At 65.8% G+C, this 16,414-nt stretch carries 14 protein-coding genes and 4 tRNA genes; 15 read left to right on the top strand and 3 right to left on the bottom strand.

The genetic code is table 11. The annotated features are described in order from the left end of the window. Positions 1-2 precede the first annotated feature (2 nt). The 4 genes from bcsA to ABIE08_RS07980 are packed head-to-tail and all read left to right on the top strand — an operon-like array spanning position 3 to position 8,231. Positions 3-2,207: a UDP-forming cellulose synthase catalytic subunit gene (bcsA, locus tag ABIE08_RS07995; RefSeq protein ID WP_354550064.1), complete on the top strand. Its 2,205-nt coding sequence runs from the start codon at positions 3-5 to the stop codon at positions 2,205-2,207. After that, positions 2,204-4,909: a cellulose biosynthesis cyclic di-GMP-binding regulatory protein BcsB gene (locus ABIE08_RS07990; protein WP_354550062.1), complete on the top strand. Its 2,706-nt coding sequence runs from the start codon at positions 2,204-2,206 to the stop codon at positions 4,907-4,909. The genes bcsA and ABIE08_RS07990 overlap by 4 nt, the downstream gene beginning before the upstream one ends. A 59-nt stretch (positions 4,910-4,968) precedes the next feature. Beyond that, positions 4,969-5,982: a glycosyl hydrolase family 8 gene (locus tag ABIE08_RS07985; RefSeq protein WP_396309480.1), complete on the top strand. Its 1,014-nt coding sequence runs from the start codon at positions 4,969-4,971 to the stop codon at positions 5,980-5,982. Next, positions 5,979-8,231, top strand: a complete 2,253-nt coding sequence (locus ABIE08_RS07980) for a tetratricopeptide repeat protein (protein WP_354550058.1) — start codon at positions 5,979-5,981, stop codon at positions 8,229-8,231. The genes ABIE08_RS07985 and ABIE08_RS07980 overlap by 4 nt, the downstream gene beginning before the upstream one ends. A gap of 39 nt (positions 8,232-8,270) precedes the next feature. Here ABIE08_RS07980 and ABIE08_RS07975 read toward each other — a convergent pair whose 3' ends face one another. After that, positions 8,271-8,570, bottom strand: a complete 300-nt coding sequence (locus tag ABIE08_RS07975) for a hypothetical protein (protein WP_354550056.1) — start codon at positions 8,568-8,570, stop codon at positions 8,271-8,273. 146 nt (positions 8,571-8,716) lie between these two features. Between ABIE08_RS07975 and ABIE08_RS07970 the strand changes: the two genes are divergently transcribed. After that, positions 8,717-9,373 carry an alpha/beta hydrolase family protein gene (locus ABIE08_RS07970; protein ID WP_354550054.1) on the top strand — a complete coding sequence of 219 codons (657 nt, stop codon included), beginning with the start codon at positions 8,717-8,719 and terminating at the stop codon, positions 9,371-9,373. Between the two features lie 83 nt (positions 9,374-9,456). After that, on the top strand, positions 9,457-10,437 hold the full coding sequence (locus ABIE08_RS07965) for an SDR family oxidoreductase (RefSeq protein WP_354550052.1): 981 nt from the start codon (positions 9,457-9,459) through the stop codon (positions 10,435-10,437). 79 nt (positions 10,438-10,516) lie between these two features. On the opposite strand, the gene ABIE08_RS07960 is transcribed toward ABIE08_RS07965, so the two are convergent. Together ABIE08_RS07960 and rlmB are read right to left on the bottom strand one after the other, a co-directional pair. Then, positions 10,517-10,591: transfer RNA gene (locus tag ABIE08_RS07960), tRNA-Thr, on the bottom strand. Between the two features lie 171 nt (positions 10,592-10,762). Continuing rightward, on the bottom strand, positions 10,763-11,605 hold the full coding sequence (rlmB, locus tag ABIE08_RS07955) for a 23S rRNA (guanosine(2251)-2'-O)-methyltransferase RlmB (RefSeq protein WP_354550050.1): 843 nt from the start codon (positions 11,603-11,605) through the stop codon (positions 10,763-10,765). Between the two features lie 200 nt (positions 11,606-11,805). Between rlmB and ABIE08_RS07950 the strand changes: the two genes are divergently transcribed. The 9 genes from ABIE08_RS07950 to rplJ all read left to right on the top strand — a co-directional run bounded on the left by ABIE08_RS07950 (position 11,806) and on the right by rplJ (position 16,381). Further along, positions 11,806-11,890: transfer RNA gene (locus ABIE08_RS07950), tRNA-Tyr, on the top strand. Positions 11,891-11,910: 20 nt separating this feature from the next. Continuing rightward, positions 11,911-11,984: transfer RNA gene (locus ABIE08_RS07945), tRNA-Gly, on the top strand. Positions 11,985-12,093: 109 nt separating this feature from the next. After that, positions 12,094-13,284: an elongation factor Tu gene (gene tuf / locus ABIE08_RS07940; protein WP_354550048.1), complete on the top strand. Its 1,191-nt coding sequence runs from the start codon at positions 12,094-12,096 to the stop codon at positions 13,282-13,284. An 84-nt stretch (positions 13,285-13,368) separates the two neighbouring features. Continuing rightward, positions 13,369-13,444, top strand: a tRNA-Trp gene (locus tag ABIE08_RS07935). Positions 13,445-13,541: 97 nt separating this feature from the next. After that, entirely contained in the window at positions 13,542-13,742 is a 201-nt protein-coding gene (gene secE / locus ABIE08_RS07930) for a preprotein translocase subunit SecE (RefSeq protein ID WP_266334978.1), read from the top strand. A gap of 15 nt (positions 13,743-13,757) precedes the next feature. Next, on the top strand, positions 13,758-14,288 hold the full coding sequence (nusG, locus tag ABIE08_RS07925; protein WP_266334976.1) for a transcription termination/antitermination protein NusG: 531 nt from the start codon (positions 13,758-13,760) through the stop codon (positions 14,286-14,288). Between the two features lie 141 nt (positions 14,289-14,429). Beyond that, on the top strand, positions 14,430-14,861 hold the full coding sequence (rplK, locus tag ABIE08_RS07920) for a 50S ribosomal protein L11 (protein WP_354550046.1): 432 nt from the start codon (positions 14,430-14,432) through the stop codon (positions 14,859-14,861). A gap of 2 nt (positions 14,862-14,863) precedes the next feature. Then, positions 14,864-15,562: a 50S ribosomal protein L1 gene (gene rplA, locus ABIE08_RS07915; protein ID WP_354550044.1), complete on the top strand. Its 699-nt coding sequence runs from the start codon at positions 14,864-14,866 to the stop codon at positions 15,560-15,562. 300 nt (positions 15,563-15,862) lie between these two features. Next, positions 15,863-16,381 carry a 50S ribosomal protein L10 gene (gene rplJ / locus ABIE08_RS07910; protein WP_354551626.1) on the top strand — a complete coding sequence of 173 codons (519 nt, stop codon included), beginning with the start codon at positions 15,863-15,865 and terminating at the stop codon, positions 16,379-16,381. Positions 16,382-16,414: the final 33 nt, after the last annotated feature.

Genomic DNA, 16,414 nt, shown 5'->3' with positions numbered 1-16,414 from the left:
TGATGGGACGCATCGGCATCGCGCTGCTCTGGGCCGTCGCGGCGATCGTGATGGCCTTCCTCATCACGCTCCCGATCAGCCTGCAGGCCCACCTGATCGCCGGCACCGCGGTGCTGGGCGCCATGGTCGTTCTGAAGACCTTCACGAGCGGCGGCGTCTGGCGCCAGATCGCGCTCGCGCTCGGCACCTCGATCGTCCTGCGCTACGCCTATTGGCGCACGACCAGCACGCTGCCGCCGATCAACGAACTGCAGAACTTCATTCCCGGCTTCCTCGTCTACATCTGCGAAATGTACAGCATTTTCATGCTGTTCCTGAGCTTGTTCGTCGTGATGCTTCCGCATCCGTCGCGCAACCTGAAGATCTCGTCTTCCGATCCGGACCTGCCGACGGTCGACGTGTTCGTGCCAACCTATAACGAAGAGCCGGAGCTGCTGGCGACGACGCTCGCTGCCGCCAAGGCGATGGACTATCCGGCCGACAAGCTCACGGTCTGGCTGCTCGATGATGGCGGCACGGTGCAGAAGCGCAATGCCGAGAACATGCAGGCCGCCCAGGAGGCCGAGGAGCGCTACATCACGCTGCAGAAGCTGGCCGAGGACATGGGCTGCCGCTACCTGACGCGCGAGCGCAACGTCCACGCCAAGGCCGGCAATATGAACAACGGCCTGCAGGTCGCCACCGGCGAGCTCGTCGTGGTGTTCGACGCCGACCATGCGCCGGCGCGCGACTTCCTGCTCTACACGGTCGGCTACTTCAAGGAAGATCCCAAGCTCTTCCTCGTCCAGTCGCCGCACTTCTTCCTCAACCCCGACCCGGTCGAACGCAATCTGCGCACCTTCGAGACGATGCCGTCCGAGAACGAGATGTTCTACGGCATCATCCAGCGCGGCCTCGACAAGTGGGATGCCTCGTTCTTCTGCGGTTCGGCCGCGGTGCTGCGCCGCGGGGCGCTCGACCAGACCGGCGGCTTCTCCGGCGTCTCGATCACCGAGGACGCCGAGACGGCCCTGGAACTGCATGCGAGCGGCTGGCACAGCGTCTATGTCGACCGCCCGCTGATCGCCGGCCTGCAGCCCGCGACCTTCGCCTCGTTCATCGGCCAGCGCAGCCGCTGGGGCCAGGGCATGTACCAGATCCTACGGTTCCGCTTCCCGCCCGGCAAGCGCGGCCTCTCGATCCCGCAGCGCCTTTGCTACATGTCCAGCACGCTGTTCTGGTTCTTCCCGATCACGCGCTGGATCTTCCTGCTCGCGCCGCTCTGCTACCTCTTCTTCAACCTCGAGATCTTCACGGCCTCGGCAGGCGAGTTCGTCGCCTACAGCGCGACCTACATGGTCGTGAACCTGATGATGCAGAACTACCTCTATGGCCGCTTCCGCTGGCCGTGGATCTCCGAGCTTTATGAGTATGTGCAGTCGGTCTACCTGCTGCCGGCGCTGGTCTCCGTCATTCTCAATCCCAGCAAGCCGACCTTCAAGGTGACCTCGAAGAGCGAGTCGCTCGACACCGCCCGCGTCTCGGAGCTGTCGCGGCCGTTCTTCATCATCTTCGCCGTGCTGGTGCTCGCCGTGTTCATGACCGCCTGGCGCGTCATCAACGAGCCTTGGAAGGCCGACGTCGCCCTGGTGGTGGGCGGCTGGAACCTGCTCAACCTGGTCATCGCCGGCTGCGCGCTGGGCGTCGTTTCGGAGCGCCGGGAGAACCGGGGCAGCCGCCGCGTCGACGTGAAGCGCCGGTGCGAGATCCTGGTCGGCGACAAGGTCTTCCCGGCGACCATCGAGGATGCCTCGGTCGGCGGCGCGCGGATCAACATGGGCAATGTGAAGGTTCCGGAGATCAGCCGCGACCTCTATTGCGACGTCCGCTTCAAGACCAACGTGCCGATCCCTACCGAGGCCATGCCGATCAGCGTGCGCAGCATGACCCGGACACCGGACGGCGTGATGCTCGGCGTGCGCTATGAGCCGACCATCGCCGACCACTACAAGCTGATCTCCGACCTGGTGTTCGCGAGCTCGGATCTCTGGACCAAGTTCCAGTGGTCGCGCCGCACCAATATCGGCATCCTGCGCGGCACCATCTGGTTCCTCAGCCTGTCGATCTACCAGACCGGGCGCGGGCTCGGCTACTTCATGAAGTCTTTCCGCCGTTCGACGCCGGAGAAGGCCGCTGTCTCCGCGACCGCTGGAAAGCCGAACTCATGAAAGCGCTGATCCGCACCAGCCTCGCCGTCTCCCTGCTTGGCACGAGCGCGCTCTGGGCAATAGCTCAGAGCCCGTCGCCCTTCGACATGTCCGGCGAGCGGGCGGCGGATCCCGCGCCGACCGCGATCCCGTCGGCCCCCGCAACCGGCACCCGGCCGGCAGCGCCCTTCCAGTTCGAGCCTGCGCCGCCCGCCGTTGCTCCGGCACCGGTCGTCGTGCCGACGCAGCCGCCGGTCGTGGCTCCCGTGCAGGCGCCGACCGCGGCTCCCGTGCAGCCGCCCGTAACAGCTCAGCCTCCGGCTCCTGCGCCCGCACCGGCACCGATCCGGCAGATCCCGGTGGCCCCGGCTGTCGAGCCCGAGCCGGTCGAGCCTCTCATCACGGCGCCTGTCGCGCCGCCGGCAACGGCTCCCGAGTCGATGGCTGCCCCGCAGGCCGAGCCGGCGCTGCCGGCCAATCTCGACCGGCGCTATATCGTGCCGTTCCCAACGATGCGTCTCGAAGGCGAAATGGACCAGCGCACCTGGGCCATCTATCTGACCGCCGATCAGGCAAGCCAGGCCGCGCGCCTCGACGTCTCGTTCAAGAGCGCCATCGTCGTGATGCCGGAGGCGTCGCGCCTGCGCGTCTCGATCAACAACGAGCCGGTGCTGGAAACGGCGTTGTCGTCCTCGGAATCGTTCCGCGACGCGCTGGCCATGGTGCCCCCCGGTCTCTTGCAGGCCGGCGCCAATACGATCCGCTTCCAGGTCGCGCAGCGCCACCGGACGGATTGCAGCGTGCCGTCGACCTACGAACTTTGGACCGAGATAGATCCTTCCGCGACGACGCTGACCTTCGCGCGCGGCGACGCGCCGCGCAGCCTGCGCGGCATGGACGACCTGCCGGCGGTCGGCTTCAACGGCAAGGGCGTCACCTCGATCCACGTCATCGCGCCGGGCAGCAACCAGGTCACGATCGCGCCGCATCTGCTGAAGCTTGTCCAGACCCTCGCGCTGGCCGGCAATTATCCCAATCCCGTCGTCACCGTGTCGGATGGAATCACCGCGCCCGACGCGGATGGCTCGCTCACCGTCGTCCTGGGCGTCGCCAGCGAGATCAACTCGATCCTGACCGACGCCCCGGCCGATGCCAGCACGCGGCCGATCGTCGGCTTCGTCGACGACGCGAGGCTCGGTTCCTCCGTGCTCGTCGTCTCGGGCGGCAACTGGAGCCAGATCGGCTCGGCCATCGACTCGATGGCCTCGAACGTCGATCGTCCGGCGAACGTGGTGCGGACGACGATCAACACCGCGCCCTGGATGGCGCCTGACGTCCGCTTCCTGACCGGCAGCGACAGCTTCCGCATCGCCGATGCCGGCTCGGGTACGCAGGAGTTCGCCGGCCGCCGCTTCCGCACGGAATTCGCGGTCGGCGTGCCCTCCGATTTCTATGCCCAGGCCTATGGCGAAGCGACGATTCTGCTCGACGCCGCCTATACCTCGGCGGTGCGACCGGCGAGCCATATCGACATCTATGTGAACGACCAGATCGCGGCGACGACGCGCATCACCCGCCAGCAGGGCGGCATCTTTCGCCAGTTCCCGATCCAGGTCCCGCTTCGCCACTTCAAGCCGGGCGTCAACCGGATCGCGATCAATGCGATGCTCGACACGGCCGAGGACGCGGCTTGCGCGCCGGGCGGCTCCACCGCCGGCGGACAACGCTTCGTGCTGTTCGACACCACCACCTTCGTCATGCCGACCTTTGCCCGCATCGGCAGGCTCCCCAATCTCGCGGCCTTCGCCGGCACGGCGTTCCCGTATAACCGCGCCGCCGAGCCGAGCGCCTTTGTGATGGGCCGCACCGATCCGAGCATCTATTCCGCCGCCGCCAGCCTGGTGGCGCGCATGGCGCTCCAGGCCGGGCGCATCGTTCCGCTGGCGCCGGCCCCGGCGACCGGCGTCGGCGACCGCTCCGCGATCTTCGTCGGAACGGCGGCGCAGATGCCGGCCAATGTCCTGAGCCAGGTCCGCGTGGCGGAAAGCATCCGCACCGGCTGGCGCGACGAGACGGGCGCGGGCAATCGCGTCGTCCCGGCCGCGACGGCGGCAGGGTTCGAGGCGCTCGACGGCGCGCTGCGCCGCCCGGGCGCCGAAGTGAGCCAGGCTCCGTTGGCGAAGACCGAAACCGAGAATACCGACGCAACCTTCAATCGCTGGCGCAACGAAGTCGGCGGCGGCGGCATTCAGGGCCAGATGGCCGGGGTCGAAGGTTGGCTGCAGCGCAATTTCGATATCTCGTTCTCGACCTTCCGGCTGCGCAACGCCGAGATGCCGGCCTATGAGCCGCAGCCGAAGACGACGCTGATCGTAGCCCAGCAGGCGAGCCCGAATGGTGGCGGCACCTGGACCGTGGTGACGGCACCGTCGGAAGGCACCCTCATCTCGGGCATCCAGGCGATCTCCGGCATCCAGCGCTGGCCGGAACTGAGCGGCCCGCTCACCACCTATTCCGCCACCACCGACAGGATCGAGAGCCGGCCGCTCACTAATTTCGAGTTCGTGCCGACCCAGCCGGTCTCCGTCATCAACCTGCGCCTGATCGCCGCCAACTGGCTCTCCAGCAACATCGTGTTCTACGCGCTCGCCCTGGTCGGTCTCTGCATCATCCTCGGTGTCGTGACGACGGGGCTGCTGCGTCGCCTGGGGAGACGCTCGTGATCCGCTCCTTCCTCCGATCCGCAGCCCTGGCCGGCCTGGTCGCGGCCGGCCTGGCGTCAATGGCGGTCGCCGCCGATGGGGTACAGCTCGCCATGCGGGGAACCGTCTCGGCCACCGACTGGCGCGCCTATAGCGACCGATTCGTCGCCCCCACGGGCCGGGTCATCGACGATGGCAATGGCGGCATCAGCCATAGCGAAGGGCAGGGCTACGGGCTGCTGCTGGCGTTTGCGGCGGACGACCGCGCCAGCTTCGAACGGATCTGGAGCTTCACCCGCACCGAACTGATGCTGCGAGACGACGGCCTGGCCGTGTGGAGCTGGCAGCCGACCGCGCCGCATGTGCGCGACATCAACAATGCCAGCGATGGCGACCTGCTGATCGCCTATGCGCTCGCCGAGGCCGGCTGGGGCTGGAACGTGCCGGCCTATGTCGAGGCGGCGACGGCGATCGCCACGGTCCTCGGCACCAAGACCGTGGTCGACGATCTCGGCCGCGTGCTGATCCTGCCGGGCGTCGAAGGCTTCAGCCGCGCGGCGCGTCCGGACGGGCCGGTGATCAACCTTTCCTACTGGATCTTCGAAGCGCTTCCCGTGATGGCGCAGCTGGCTCCGGCAACCGATTGGCAAGGCTTGGCGAAATCGGGGATGACGCTGGCGCAGCAGGCGCAGTTCGGCGTCGAGAAGCTGCCGACCGACTGGATCTCGGTCAAGGACGAGCAGGTTGTGCCGGCCGCCGGTTTCGATCCGGTCTTCGGCTATAACGCCATCCGCATTCCGCTCTACCTGATGCGCGCCGGCATCACCAATCCCGCGCTGCTCGATCCCTACGCGAAGGCCTGGCTCGGGACCGGCAAGCTCGGCCCCGCCATCATCAATGTGAAGACCAATGCGATCGAGAGCCCGCTGAACGAGCCCGGCTATCGCATCCTCGGCGCGGCGCTGGCCTGCGTGCGCGACGGGACGCCGGTGCCGGCCGACCTCAAGAGCTTCGCGCCGACGCTCTACTTCCCGTCGACGCTCCATCTTCTCTCTCTGTCCTTTCTGACGGAAAGGCACGCGGAATGCCTGTGAAGCAGCAGCTCCTCATCCTCGGTACGCTCGCCGTCATCGGACTGGAGGGCGCGTATATCCTTGACCAGACCCTTTCGCCGGCGGAAGCCGGGGTCGAGACCCACCAGGCATTGGCTCCCCGTCCACCCGTCTTCGGCAATTTCCTGACTTCGGGCAGCGCGAACCGCCCCGCTTCGGAACGCCGCTTCGCCCAGGGGGAGGCTGCCCCCGCCGCCGCGCCCGCGCCCGCACCGGCAGCGACGCCGGCACCCGCGGCTCCCGCTCCGGCGGCCAGCGGCCCCGTCGTCGACGAGACCGCCCTGCGCTATTTCGCCCGCCAGGGCGACGACCGCCGGCTGCAGGCGGAGATCGCCCGGCTGCGCGCGCTCTATCCCGACTGGACCCCGCCGGATGATTTCTCCGCGCCGGCGCCGATCGCCGACGCCGTGCTCGACCAGATGTGGAAGCTCTATGGCGACGGCCAGTACGCCGCCGTGCGCGCTGCCATCGCCGCCCGGCTGGTGCGCGAGCCGCAATGGCAGGCGCCGCCCGACCTGCTGGCCCGCCTCGAGATCGGCGAACAGCGCGAAAGGCTGGTCAACGCCTCGAACGCGCAGCAGTGGAACACGGTCGTCTCGATCGCCGCGGCGACGCCGACGCTGCTCACCTGCGCCGATGTCGATGTGCTTTGGCGCGTCGCCGAGGCGTTCGGCAAATCCTCCCGCACGGGCCGTGCCCGCGATGTCGGCACCTATATCCTGACCAATTGCCAGGATCCGAAGGAACGCCTGGCCACCATCCAGAAGGCCATGGGCTATCTGGACGATGCCGAACTGGCCGATCTGCTGAAGCTGGAGCGCATCGGCGCGGACGGGCAGGGCGAGTTCGCCCCGGTCAAGAACGATCTGGCCCGCCGCCGCCTCTCTGCCGGCGCCAAGGATCCGAGCCTCACCGTTGCGCCGGAGGATATCGCGCTCGTCGAGCGGCTGGTGCGCGAAGGCACAGGCCCGGATGATGCCGTGCTGCTCGGCTCCTACTGGTTCCAGCACAACGACCCGACCCGCGCCGCGCAATGGTTCGAGCTCGCCAAGGGCCGTGCGGACAACGCCGAAATCGCACGCGGCTATGCCTATGTGCTGAACGCGCTGAAGCGTCCGGCCGAGGCGGAAGAAGCCGCCTACAAGTGGCGCGATGCCAGCAAGGAAAACACCGACGCCTATCTCGTCGTCGCGACCGCCATGCTGTCGGTCGACCCGCCGGTGAAGATGGACCGCGAGGTCCTCACCCGCACCGCCAAAGCGATCAGCGACGCGAAATATGCGCCCGGCGCGCAGGAGTTTGGCTGGTACGCCTACAAGATCGGCCAAACGGCCATCGCGGCCCGCTGGTTCGAGACGGCGCTTTCGCTGATGCCGGAGGACGAGCCGTCGGCCTATGGCCTGGCGCTCGCCAACCAGAAGCTCAAGGACAAGGCCGGCTTCGACAAGATCGTTCGCGAATGGAGCGCCCGTTCGCCGCGCATCGCGGCGCTGGCCGATCCGAAGGCGCGTCGCAACCTCGTGCCCGCCGCCGAATCGCTTCCCGGCCCCGATGGCGAGACCGTCGCGCCGGCGCGGGCTGCCCGCGTCGAGGCTGTCGATGACGAAGAAATGGAGCCCGAGCCCGTTGCAAGACCGGTTCGCCGCCAGGCAGCGCCCCGTACCGCCGAACCTTCGGTCGCCCGCGCGCCGCAGCGCAGCGCTGCCAAGGGCGGTGGCCGCTCCTGTACCGGCGAAGTACGTCCGGCCCTGCTGTCGTCGATGAGCGCGCTCACCCGGGGTTGGTGTCTGATGGAGCTGAACCGTCCGATCGAGGCGGCTGACGCCTTCGACATGGCGCTTCGCACCAGCTATGGCCAGGTCGCGCAGGACGCCGCCTATGGCAAGACGCTCGCCTATCTGCGCGCCGGCCTCACCGATCAGGCCGCGGCTTCCGCCGCCCAGACCTCGCAGGCCGTGCCGCGGGCGATCGAACTGAAGACGGAGATCCTGACCCAGCGGGCCATCGGTTCCTACAATGACGGCCGCTATGTCGAGACCCTGCTGATGCTCGACGAACGCTCGCGGATCGCGCCGGAACAGAACGACCTGATGATGATGCGCGGCTGGTCCTATTTCCACCTTCGCCGCTGGAACGACGCCAAGACGATCTTCGTCGCCGTCGCAGGCACGGGTTCGCGCGAGGCGCAGCGCGCGCTCGCCACGCTGGCGCAGGAAATGAAGCCGAAGTGAGTTGCACGCGACGCCCGGGCGTCGCGTGAATCACGTTGCTCAGCGCATGACGCAGCCCTTGGGATATCCGACGCGCTTGCAATAGACGACGCGGGGCGCCGGCCGTGCGACGCAGCCCTTCACATACACCCCGTTCTGGCAGTAGACGACGGCCCCTGGGCGGACGACAGGCGCCGGCCGCACGACGCAGCCGACCGGATAGCCGACGCGCTTGCAATAGACCACCGCCTCGGCCGGCGTGGGATGCACCAACAGCAGGCCCAATCCGCCGAGGCTCGCGAGCCCGGCGGCCAACAAGGCGAGCTTCCACGGCTTGAAGGTGGATGATTTCGTCTGCATGTTTCCCTCCCTGGTTGACGAGGGAGAACACGCCGCCCTCATGTCACGGGTTACCATGCGGAAGGCGGGGCCATTTCAAACTTTCTCGTGATCCGGATCGGCGCCCAGGCGTCGTCCGGACCGCGCCGCAGCATCGGGAGAGACGGATGAGCGAGGCCTTTCTCTTGGACGGGCCGGACGACGCGCGGGCGACGATCCTGCTGGCGCATGGCGCAGGCGCGCCGATGGATTCGGCCTCGATGACAGCGGCGACCAGGGCGCTGGCGGCGGCCGGCCTGCGCGTGGCGCGCTTCGAATTCGCCTATATGGCCGAACGGCGGGACGGGACCGGGCGGAAGCCGCCCCCGCGCGCCGAAAAGCTGATGCCGGAATACCGCGCGGCGATCGCGTCGCTTGGCGCCACCAAGCCGCTGGTGATCGGCGGCAAGTCGATGGGCGGCCGCGTCGCCAGCATGATTGCCGATGAATACTTCGCCAGGGGCGAGATCGCGGGGCTGCTGTGCCTTGGCTACCCCTTTCATCCGCCGGCGAAGCCCGAGCAATTGCGCACGGCGCATCTGCTCGAACTCCGGACGCCGACCTTGATCTGCCAGGGCACGCGCGACCCGTTCGGGACCAGCGAGGAAGTCGCCGGCTATGCGCTGTCGCCTGCCATCGAGATCCGCTGGCTTGAGGATGGCGACCATGACCTGAAGCCTCGCAAGAGCGTGACGGGTGTTTCGGCCGCCGATGCGCTGAAGGCGATGGCGGAGGACATTGGGCTCTGGATCGACAGGCTGCTGGCGGGCTCGCCTGCGCCCTGAGGGGCCCGCGCCCATTGCCTCGCCATGCCAATGTCTTCCAAGGTGGGCGGGTTGAGTCCCCGCATCCGACAAAGGTTCTTCAGATGGCGCTGAACATTCTCTTCATCGGCGGCACCGGCCAGATATCCTATCCCTGTGTCGAGCGTGCCGTGGCGCAGGGGCACCAGGTCAGCGTCTTCAATCGCGGCAAGCGCGAAAGCGCGCTGCCCCAGGGCGTCCAATCGATCGTCGGCGACCTCGCCGGGCCGGAATACGCCGGGCTCGCCGAAAAGAATTTCGACGTCGTCTGCCAGTTCATCGCGTTCACGCCGGATCAGGTGGAGCGTGATATCGAGATCTTCACCGGCCATTGCGGACAATACGTCTTCATCTCGTCGGCCTCGGTCTATGAAAAGCCGGCGCGGCACTACGTGATCACCGAGGCGACGCCGGCGATCAATCCCTACTGGCCCTATAGCCAGGCCAAGATCGAGTGCGAAAAGCGGCTGCAGGATTCGCGGGGACTGGCCTGGACCATCGTGCGCCCCAGCCATACGGTTCGCACCGGCCTGCCGATCATGATCGGCGACAGCGATATCATGGCGCGCCGCATGCTGGACGGCGAACCGACCATCGTGGCCGGTGATGGTCATACGCCGTGGACGCTGACCCGCTCGGTCGATTTCGCGGTGCCGTTTGTCGGCCTGTTCGGCAAGGAAGCGGCGCTCAACGACATCTTCCACATCACCAGCGACCGCGCCCATATCTGGGACGACATCCAGAAGACCATCGCCCGCATGCTTGGCGTCGAGGCAAAGATCGTGCATGTCCCGACCGATACGCTGGTCCGCTACAACCCCGAATGGATCGGCCCGCTGACCGGAGACAAGGCCTGGACGGCGATCTTCGACAATTCGAAGGTCAAGCGCGTGGCCGGCGATTTCCAGTGCGCCGAAAGCCTGGAGGAAATCCTGGCCGAGCCGATCCGGCACCTGCAGCAGCGCCTGGCGAAGCAGCGGCCGCCCAAGGGAGACTTCGACGTCCTGGTCGATCGCATCTGCCGCGAGCAGTCGGTGCTGGGCTAGGTTCGGGGCAACATTGGTGCAGTGCCCTGCGGAGCCTCGGGGGAGGGTCGGTGTCGACGGGCGCACATGTCAGGGAAGATGGTGCCGGATGAGGGGATTGAACCCCCGACCTTCGGTTTACAAAACCGCTGCTCTACCGCTGAGCTAATCCGGCACGGAGACGGGTGTAGTGAGGACCGCCCCCGCCGGTCAAGCGTGGATCGTGCAGTTTTCCGCAATCCGCTGCATTTCGCGTTTCGGCTACGGCGGGTGTGCCGCCGGGGCGAGGACAGGGCGGGACGGACGAATCACGCGGGACAACGAGGCCCGCGTGATTCGACGGAGCTTAAGTCGTCGCCGTTTCGAGATGGCGGTGGGCGAGGTAGAGCGACAGCACGGCCGCGTTGGAGACGTTGAGGCTCTTGATCGCGCCGGGCATGTCGAGCCGGGCGACGACGTCGCAGCGATCGCGGGTCAGCCGGCGTAGGCCCCTGCCCTCGGCGCCGAGCACCAGGGCGATCTTGTCGCCCCGAATCGCTTCTTCCAGCGGAACCGTGCCCTCGCTGTCGAGGCCGACGCAGGAATAGCCCATGTCGCGCAGGTCGGTGAGGGCGGTGGCGAGATTCGGAACTTCGATCATCGCGATGTTTTCGAGCGCGCCCGAGGCGGACTTAGCCAGCACGCCGGTCTCGGCCGGCGCGTGGCGGCCGGTGGTGATCAGCGCATCCGCGCCGAACGCGACGGCGGACCGGAGAATGGCGCCGACATTATGGGGATCGGTGACCTGGTCGAGCACGACGACGAGGCGGGCATCGCCCAGCGCATCGAGATCGAGCGGTTCGAGCGGCGCGACTTCCACCGCGGCGCCCTGGTGCACGGCGTCCGAGCCGAGCAGCCGGTCGAGGTCGCGCGGTGAGGTGTCCTTGAGGTCGCCCGGGAGAGTCGCCCCTTCCTCGACAAGCCGGCTGGCTGCATTCTGCGTCGCCAGCAGCTGCAGCACCTTGCGGCGCGGATTGCCAAGCACGGCCGCGACGGCATGAATGCCATATATCCACAGCTGATCCGGACGGCGTTCGGCCGGGGCGTTGGAGGCGAAGCGGCGGGGTCCATTGTGGCCGGGCTTGCCCTTGCCACCGCGGAAATGCCCGGGTTGCCGCTGCGATTTGCTCTGTTTGTTTTCGTCGGTCATGCCCCGCTTATACGAGGGGCGAGCCAAACCGGCAATCGAACTGCGCGGCCGTTTTCCAGCCATGCACGGAACGCGGGATAGTTGGTTGGTTAGGCGTTGACAGGGCAAGGTCTCCCCGTCATAAGAGCCCCCATCGGCGGGGCAGCAACGGCTGCTTCCGACGGTAAAGCCTGAACGATGACGCTCTGCCGAAGTGATTTGGAGGAGTGCCCGAGTGGTTAAAGGGGACGGACTGTAAATCCGTTGACTTAGTCTACGTTGGTTCGAATCCAACCTCCTCCACCATTTCGACGGAACGTTAGCGTGCGGGTGTAGCTCAATGGTAGAGCAGCAGCCTTCCAAGCTGAATACGAGGGTTCGATTCCCTTCACCCGCTCCATCAACTGAGCCTTGCGCTACTTGCGCGGTTTGAACGCGGTGCGCAGCAGGTTGATGGTGCAGTTCGAGCCGTCCGGCTCGTAGGAACGAGACGACAGGAAGCGACGTCGATGGCAAAAGAGAAATTCCAGCGCAACAAGCCGCACTGCAACATTGGCACGATCGGCCACGTGGATCACGGCAAGACGTCGTTGACCGCGGCCATCACCAAGGTTCTTGCAAAGACCGGTGGCGCTACGTTCAAGGCTTATGATCAGATCGACGCTGCTCCCGAGGAGCGCGCTCGCGGCATCACGATTTCGACGGCACACGTCGAGTACGAGACGCAGAACCGCCACTACGCCCACGTCGATTGCCCCGGCCACGCCGATTATGTGAAGAACATGATCACCGGCGCAGCCCAGATGGACGGCGCGATCCTGGTCGTGTCTGCCGCTGACGGCCCGATGCCCCAGACCCGCGAGCACATTCTGCTCGCCCGTCAGGTCGGCGTTCCCGCCCTCGTCGTGTTCCTGAACAAGTGCGACCTGGTCGACGATCCGGAGCTCCTCGAGCTCGTCGAGCTCGAAGTTCGCGAACTGCTCTCGTCCTACGACTTCCCGGGCGACGACATTCCGATCATCAAGGGTTCGGCCGTTGTCGCGCTCAATGATGGCGACGCCAAGCTGGGCGAAGACGCGATCCTCGAGCTGATGACCGCCGTCGACACCTACATCCCGCAGCCGGAGCGTCCGGTTGACCTGCCGTTCCTGATGCCGATCGAAGACGTGTTCTCGATCTCGGGCCGCGGCACGGTCGTGACCGGCCGCGTCGAGCGCGGCATCGTCAAGGTTGGCGAGGAAGTCGAGATCGTCGGCATCCGTCCGACCGTCAAGTCGACCTGCACCGGCGTCGAGATGTTCCGTAAGCTGCTCGATCAGGGCCAGGCTGGCGACAACATCGGTGCTCTGCTTCGCGGTATCGACCGTGAAGGCGTCGAGCGCGGCCAGATCCTCTGCAAGCCCGGTTCCGTGACGCCGCATACGGTGTTCAAGGCCGAGGCCTACATCCTGACCAAGGAAGAGGGTGGCCGTCACACGCCGTTCTTCACCAACTACCGTCCGCAGTTCTACTTCCGCACGACCGACGTGACGGGCGTGGTGACGCTGCCGGAAGGCGTCGAGATGGTGATGCCGGGCGACAACATCTCGGTGGATGTCGAGCTGATCGTGCCGATCGCCATGGAAGAAAAGCTTCGCTTCGCCATCCGTGAAGGCGGTCGTACCGTCGGCGCAGGCGTCGTCGCCAGCATCATTAAGTGATGCAAGCCCGGCGCGGGTCTGCTAAGTAGCAGGAACGTCGTCGGAAGGTTTTGAGAAGGGCTGGAAACAGGCCTTCTCTCCGGTAGGGGTATAGCTCAGCTGGTAGAGCGACGGTCTCCAAAACCGTAGGTCGTAGGTTCGAATCCTACTGCCCCTGCCAATTTACTACTTGAGGAATCGATTGATCGGTTCTATGTAACGCTTCCCAGCGGGGTGCGCAGACAGACGTCCGCGCGCCCGCAAGCCGTGAGCGGGTAATGGCCACCAAAACTAATCCATTTACGTTCCTCCAGCAGGTTCGCACGGAGGTATCGAAGGTCGTATGGCCGTCTCGTCGCGAAACCGCGATCACGACAGTCATGGTCTTCGTTATGGCCGTGCTTGCGAGCCTGTTCTTCACCATTGCCGATTTCGGTCTGAGCTGGGGCGTCTCGTTCCTGCTCGGTCTCGGCCGATAGGCGGAGGACAGTTCATTGGATAAACGCTGGTATATTGTCCACGCCTATTCGAACTTCGAAAAGAAGGTCGCGGAGTCGATCCGCGAGCAGGCGGGCCAGCGTGGCCTCGCCGATCTTTTCGACGAGATCCTGGTTCCGACCGAGAAGGTCGTCGAGGTTCGCCGCGGTCGCAAGATCGATGCCGAGCGTAAATTCTTCCCGGGTTACGTACTCGTGAAGATGGCGCTGACCGATGACGCCTATCATCTGATCAAGAACACGCCGAAGGTGACGGGCTTCCTCGGCTCCGACAATCGGCCGATGCCGATCTCGGAAGCCGAAGCCAACCGCATCATCCATCAGGTGCAGGAAGGCGTGGAGCGGCCGAAGCCGTCCGTCAGTTTCGAAGTCGGCGAGCAGGTCCGCGTCTCGGACGGCCCGTTTGCTTCGTTCAATGGCCTTGTCGAGGAAGTCGACGAGGTTCGCGCGCGGCTCAAGGTCGCCGTGTCGATTTTCGGGCGCGCCACTCCGGTGGAGCTCGAATACGGTCAGGTCGAAAAGCTCTGATCGTTTGGGCGTGGGAGGATGCGGCGCTCGCCAAGTGTCGCCATCCGCACCACGCCATTCCTGCCAGCTGAGGCTGGCAATTGGCCGATGTGATGTCGGCCTACCTCGTCGGCGGGTTGCCGGCATGGGAAAGGAATAAAAATGGCAAAGAAAGTTGCAGGCTACCTGAAGCTTCAGGTCAAGGCCGGCTCGGCGACCCCGTCGCCGCCGATCGGTCCCGCGCTCGGTCAGCGCGGCATCAACATCATGGAATTCTGCAAGTCGTTCAACGCGCAGACCCAGGAAATGGAAAAGGGCTCCCCGGTACCGGTGGTCATCACCTACTACCAGGACAAGTCCTTCACCTTCGTGATGAAGACGCCGCCGGTGAGCTTCCTTCTGAAGAAGGCCGCTGGCCTTGCCAAGGGCGCAACGACGCCGGGCAAGGGCGCCGTCGCCGGTTCGGTCACGCACGCCCAGTGCGTCGAGATCGCGACGAAGAAGCTCAAGGATCTGAACGCCGAGAACATCGAAGCGGCGGCTCGGATGATCGAAGGTTCCGCCCGGTCTATGGGCCTTGAGGTGGTTGCCTGATCATGGCTCAGCACGGTAAGCGCGTTATCAACGCCCGCGAGGGCATCGACCGCAACAAGCTCTATCCGATCAGCGTCGCAGTGGCGCTCATCAAGGATCGCGCCAATGCGAAGTTCGACGAGACGATTGAGGTCGCCCTCAATCTCGGCGTCGATCCCCGCCATGCAGACCAGATGGTCCGCGGCGTCTGCAACCTCCCGAACGGCTCCGGCCGTAAGGTCCGCGTCGCGGTTTTCGCACGCGGCGCCAAGGCTGAAGAAGCCAAGGCAGCGGGTGCGGACATCGTCGGCGCCGAGGATCTGCTCGAGATCGTTCAGGGCGGCACGATCGATTTCGATCGCTGCATCGCGACCCCGGACATGATGCCGCTGGTCGGCCGTCTCGGTAAGGTGCTCGGCCCGCGCGGCCTGATGCCGAACCCGAAGGTCGGCTCGGTCACCATGGACGTCGCAACGGCTGTTGCCGGCGCCAAGGGCGGTTCGGTCGAGTTCCGCGTCGAGAAGGCTGGTATCATCCATGCCGGCATCGGCAAGGCGAGCTTCGACACCGAGAAGCTGGTCCAGAACATCAAGGCTTTCGTGGACGCCGTCCAGAAGGCCCGCCCGACCGGCGCGAAGGGCACGTACCTTCAGAAGGTTGCCGTTTCCTCGACCATGGGCCCCGGCGTCCATGTCGATCCGGCCACCGCGCTCGGCGCGTAAGGCTCAAGAATCTCCGCCCGGTCTTCCGGGCGGCAAGATGGCCGGCGGAGGGTTCGCTCTCCGCCCGGCCCAATACCTGTCCGAGACTGCAGGGGCCGGCTTGCCGGCTTAATCTCCTGCATAGACGGGGGGAAGATGGATTTTCGGCGCAAGCCGCTTATCAGTTCGAACCTCTTTGACCCGAAGCTCGCGAGAGTGGCTGGGGGACAGGCACGCAGCGCTGCGATCGGACATCTGGTCGCGGCATACGTAACCGGTGGTAAGGACCGAAAGGTCACCCGCCTATCTGGAGAGAGGCAAGTGGAAAGAGCGGAAAAACGCGAACTTGTCTCGACGATGAACGAGGTCTTCCAGGAGGCCAATGTCGTCGTCGTGGCACACTATGCCGGCCTCACCGTCGCCGAGCTCACCGCCCTTCGTGGCAAGGCTCGCGTGGCAGGGGTCAGCGTAAAGGTCGCTAAGAACCGCCTCGTCAAGCTCGCCCTTCAAGGCACTGAGTCTGCTCACATTGCGGACCTGTTCACAGGTCCGACGATCGTCGCTTATTCGAGCGATCCGGTGGCAGCTCCCAAGGTCGTGTCCGATTTCGCCAAGACGAATGACAAGCTCGTCATTCTCGGCGGCGCGATGGGCAAGACCAATCTGGATCCGAACGGCGTCAAGGCTCTTGCCACGCTGCCGTCGCTGGATGAACTGCGCGGTAAGTTGGTCGGCCTGCTTCAGGCACCGGCCACCAGGATCGCGACGGTCGTCAGCGCACCCGCGGCGCAGCTTGCCCGCGTGTTCGGCGCCTATGCCAAGAAGGATGAAGCGGCGTAGGCCGTTCTCTCATTCAAACGAAGTTCGAACTGA

This window comes from Kaistia defluvii, from assembly GCF_040548815.1.
GTDB lineage: Bacteria > Pseudomonadota > Alphaproteobacteria > Rhizobiales > Kaistiaceae > Kaistia > Kaistia defluvii_A.
The sequence above is the reverse complement of the archived record's forward strand: the minus strand, read 5'-3'. Positions and strand labels throughout refer to the sequence as shown.

Excerpts from the sequence above, each read along its gene's own strand:
- ABIE08_RS07970 (WP_354550054.1), top strand. The coding sequence starts at position 8,717 with ATGAGCGAGGCCTTTCTCTTGGACGGGCCGGACGACGCGCGGGCGACG.
- tuf (WP_354550048.1), top strand. The coding sequence starts at position 12,094 with ATGGCAAAAGAGAAATTCCAGCGCAACAAGCCGCACTGCAACATTGGC.
- ABIE08_RS07990 (WP_354550062.1), top strand. The coding sequence starts at position 2,204 with ATGAAAGCGCTGATCCGCACCAGCCTCGCCGTCTCCCTGCTTGGCACG.
- secE (WP_266334978.1), top strand. The coding sequence starts at position 13,542 with ATGGCCACCAAAACTAATCCATTTACGTTCCTCCAGCAGGTTCGCACG.
- rplK (WP_354550046.1), top strand. The coding sequence starts at position 14,430 with ATGGCAAAGAAAGTTGCAGGCTACCTGAAGCTTCAGGTCAAGGCCGGC.
- ABIE08_RS07985 (WP_396309480.1), top strand. The coding sequence starts at position 4,969 with ATGGCGGTCGCCGCCGATGGGGTACAGCTCGCCATGCGGGGAACCGTC.
- rlmB (WP_354550050.1), bottom strand. The coding sequence starts at position 11,605 with ATGACCGACGAAAACAAACAGAGCAAATCGCAGCGGCAACCCGGGCAT.
- ABIE08_RS07965 (WP_354550052.1), top strand. The coding sequence starts at position 9,457 with ATGGCGCTGAACATTCTCTTCATCGGCGGCACCGGCCAGATATCCTAT.
- bcsA (WP_354550064.1), top strand. The coding sequence starts at position 3 with ATGGGACGCATCGGCATCGCGCTGCTCTGGGCCGTCGCGGCGATCGTG.
- rplA (WP_354550044.1), top strand. The coding sequence starts at position 14,864 with ATGGCTCAGCACGGTAAGCGCGTTATCAACGCCCGCGAGGGCATCGAC.
- ABIE08_RS07975 (WP_354550056.1), bottom strand. The coding sequence starts at position 8,570 with ATGCAGACGAAATCATCCACCTTCAAGCCGTGGAAGCTCGCCTTGTTG.